The sequence below is a fragment of the Actinacidiphila oryziradicis genome (genome assembly GCF_005047355.1).
Lineage (GTDB): Bacteria > Actinomycetota > Actinomycetes > Streptomycetales > Streptomycetaceae > Actinacidiphila > Actinacidiphila oryziradicis.
In genome coordinates this window covers 1-3,191 of record NZ_SUMC01000268.1, presented here as the reverse complement: position 1 = coordinate 3,191, position 3,191 = coordinate 1, and the positions used below count along the sequence as shown (strand labels likewise).

Sequence of the window (3,191 nt, the reverse complement as noted above, 5' to 3'; positions counted from 1 at the left end):
CTGTGGAACATGGTGTTCCTCCTTGCAGAAAGACGGGACGCGCCGGTGCGGCACGATGGCCGCGAACGCTTCTATGACGCTATGCCCGCTGGTCCGGGCCCTGTCCCGACCCCTGACGCGACCTTGACGCCGGCATCCCGAAGCCCTGACGCGCCCCTGACGCCAGGGGGGCGCGAGTTCGGCCTGGGCGGCCGTCCGCTACCCGAACCCGGACAGCGTCAGGCGGCGGCCCGAGTCCGCGGGCAGGCCCACCCGGTCCAGGAGCCGGCGAACGCGGTCGCGGCCGGCCTGCTGGCCGTGCCCGAGCCGTGGCTCGGACAGAATCGTCTCGATCGTCATGGACGGGTTCAGTGAGGAGTACGGGTCCTGGAAGACGATGGCTCCGCCGGTCACGGGCGCCAGCCCGAGGACGGCCGGCCGACGGTGACCTTGCCGGAGCCCGACTCGCCCACGAGCCCCACGGTCTCGCCCGGCCGGGGAATCTCACCCGCAGGTCGCGTATGTACAGCAACGGGTCCCCGCCCATACCGCCGTTCATGCTGTCGCTCATGCCGCTCCCTCGCTCACCTCGCGCAGCGGCTCCCGGACGGTCGACCCGTCCAGCGTCGAGCCCGTTCACCCCCACCAGCCTGTTGCTGGTCTGGCTGACGCTGCTCGCCGCGCACCTCGGCGGACTCGGCACGAGCGCGGGCCGGTCCGGCTACCGGCGGCGCCGGCGCTAGGGCCTGTCAGGCGAACTTGGGCTGCCGGCGGCACCGTGCCCCGAGCCGATACGGCTCGGGGCACGGTGCCGCCCAGGGGGTCGGGAGCGGGATCACAGATCGCTGTACGAAGTCACTCGCCGCGGCCGGAGCCTTCGACGGCGTGGCCGCCGAACTGATTGCGCAGGGCGGCGATCATCTTCATCTGCGGGGAGTCGTCCTGGCGCGAGGAGAAGCGCGCGAAGAGCGAGGCGGTGATCGCGGGCAACGGCACGGCGTTGTCGATGGCCGCCTCGATCGTCCAGCGGCCCTCGCCGGAGTCGGCAGCGTAGCCCCGCAGGTGGGTCAGATGCTCGTCACCGTCGAGGGCGTTGACCGCGAGGTCGAGCAGCCAGGAGCGGATGACGGTGCCTTCCTGCCAGGAGCGGAAGACCTCGCGGACGTCGGTGACCGAGTGCACGGCCTCCAGCAGCTCCCAGCCCTCGGCGTACGCCTGCATCATCGCGTACTCGATACCGTTGTGGACCATCTTCGCGAAGTGCCCGGCGCCCGCCTTGCCCGCGTGCACGAATCCGGCGTCGCCCTCGGGCTTCAGTGCGTCGAAGACCGGCTGCACCTTGGCGATGTGCGCGCTCTCGCCGCCGACCATGAGGGCGTAGCCGTTTTGCAGGCCCCATACGCCGCCGGAGACTCCGGCGTCGACGAAGCCGATGCCCCGGGCGGCGAGTTCGGCGGCGTGCTTCTCGTCGTCGGTCCAGCGGGAGTTGCCGCCGTCCACGACGATATCGCCGGGGGAGAGCAGCTCGGCCAGCTCGTCGATCGTCGACTGGGTGGCGGCACCGGCCGGGACCATGATCCACACCACGCGCGGGCCGTCGAGCTTCTCGACGAGTTCGGCGAGGCTTGCCACGTCGGCGAGTTCGGGGTTGCGGTCGTAGCCGATGACGGTATGGCCCGCGCGGCGGATGCGCTCGCGCATGTTGCCGCCCATCTTGCCCAGGCCTATGAGTCCGAGGTTCATGTCAGTCGTTCCTTCGCTGCTGTTCGTGGCCGGTGAGCATGGCGCTGCGGCGAACCGGGGCACAGGCGCATCACCGGCCCCGCAGGGTGCGGTAGGCGGTGACCAGGGAGGTGGTGGAGGCGTCGAGGCCGGGGACGTCGGTGCCTTCCGTCAGGGCGGGTTCGATACGCCGGGCGAGGACCTTGCCGAGTTCGACGCCCCACTGGTCGTCCCCGACGCGGACGGTGAGCCGTTCCGCGCGGCGCGGGTCGTCGGCGAACAGCTCGCGCAGGCCGGTGCCGCCGGACTCGTCGCGGTGCTTGGCCAGTGCGGCCCATTCCGGCAACAGGTTCAGGCGGGTGGGGTCAGGCATCCTTGCGCTCCTGGTTCTTGCGGGCGTGGGCCAGCGAAGTCACGGTCGCCCGGGGCCCGGCCGCCGTCGCGGCCGGAGGCGGGACCACTTCGGCGCGGAGAGCGGCGGCGTAGGCCTCGTCGGGGTCGAGGCGGCGGAGCTCCTCGGCGATCAACTCGGCGGTGCTGCGCACCTTCAGGGCGAGCCGGCGGTCGGGCTGGCCGGGGACTTCCAGCGTGGCGGTCGGGCCATCCGGGCGGTCGATGCGGATCTCGCCGGTCGTGATGCCCAGCCGTACGGCGGTAACCACCGGGCCGTCGGTGACGACCTGCTCGACCGGCACCCGCAACCGATCGGTGAGCCAGCGGGCCAGGAGTTCGGCGCTGGGGTTGCCCGCCTCGCTCTCGACGGCTGCGGAGACGACGGAGGTACGCGCCTGGTCCAGGGCGGCCACCAGCATCGACCGCCAGGGGGTGAGCCGGGTCCAGGCCAGGTCGGTGTCGCCCGGGGTGTAGGAGGCGGCCCTGGCCGACAGTTCGCGCAGTGGCTGTTCGACCGCGTTGCTGTCGGTGATCCGGCGCTGGGCCAGCGTGCCCAGCGGGTCCTGGGCCGGGACGGCCGGGGCGTCCGCCGGCCACCAGACGACCACCGGGGCATCGGGCAGCAACAGCGGCAGGACCACCGAGTCGGCGTGGTCGGCGAGTTCGCCGTGCAGCCGCAACACGATGGTCTCGCCGCTCGCGGCGTCACCGCCGACGCTGACCTCGGCGTCGAGGCGGGCTTCGCTACGGCGCGCCGAGGCACGACCGGAGCGCTTGACGACGACCAGGATGCGGGAGGGGTGCTCCTGCGAGGCATCACCGGCGGCCTTGAGCGAGTCGTAGGCGTTCTCCTCGTCGGTGACGATGACGAGGGTGAGCACCATGCCCACGGCCGGGGTGCCGCCGGCGCGGCGGGCCGCAACCAGCGCTCGGTTGATCCTGCTGGACGTGGTGTCCGTGAGTTCGGTCCTCATGGCCGCCGCCAGCTCCTTCCGTCTCGTGCGAGCATTTCGTCGGCCTCGACCGGGCCCCAGGTGCCGGAGGGGTACTGCGCCGGCTTGCCGTGCTTCTCCCAGTAGGCCTCGATGGGGTCGAGG

Annotated in this window: 4 protein-coding genes and 2 pseudogenes; 1 reads left to right on the top strand and 5 read right to left on the bottom strand. The window is 72.1% G+C overall.

The window, feature by feature from the left end; all coding sequences use genetic code 11:
- Positions 1–219: 219 nt before the first annotated feature.
- Positions 220–482 (bottom strand): annotated as a pseudogene (locus FCI23_RS54900) (ATP-binding cassette domain-containing protein); the annotation flags it as partial.
- Positions 483–548: 66 nt separating this feature from the next.
- Between FCI23_RS54900 and FCI23_RS57980 the strand changes: the two are divergent.
- Complete coding sequence (locus tag FCI23_RS57980; protein ID WP_169317478.1) at positions 549–722, top strand: hypothetical protein; 174 nt, start codon at positions 549–551, stop codon at positions 720–722.
- A 112-nt stretch (positions 723–834) separates the two neighbouring features.
- Here the strand turns inward: FCI23_RS57980 and gnd are convergent, their stop codons facing one another.
- The 4 genes and pseudogenes from gnd to FCI23_RS54880 form a co-directional block, all read right to left on the bottom strand.
- Positions 835–1,785 carry a phosphogluconate dehydrogenase (NAD(+)-dependent, decarboxylating) gene (gnd, locus tag FCI23_RS54895; RefSeq protein WP_265737869.1) on the bottom strand — a complete coding sequence of 317 codons (951 nt, stop codon included), beginning with the start codon at positions 1,783–1,785 and terminating at the stop codon, positions 835–837.
- Between the two features lie 7 nt (positions 1,786–1,792).
- Positions 1,793–1,930: pseudogene (locus FCI23_RS54890) on the bottom strand (hypothetical protein); the annotation flags it as partial.
- A 136-nt stretch (positions 1,931–2,066) separates the two neighbouring features.
- Complete coding sequence (opcA, locus tag FCI23_RS54885; RefSeq protein WP_136731654.1) at positions 2,067–3,068, bottom strand: glucose-6-phosphate dehydrogenase assembly protein OpcA; 1,002 nt, start codon at positions 3,066–3,068, stop codon at positions 2,067–2,069.
- Positions 3,065–3,191, bottom strand: a 127-nt coding sequence (locus FCI23_RS54880) for a hypothetical protein (RefSeq protein ID WP_136724545.1), incomplete at its 5' end; no start/stop codon positions are given. The genes FCI23_RS54880 and opcA, both read right to left, overlap by 4 nt.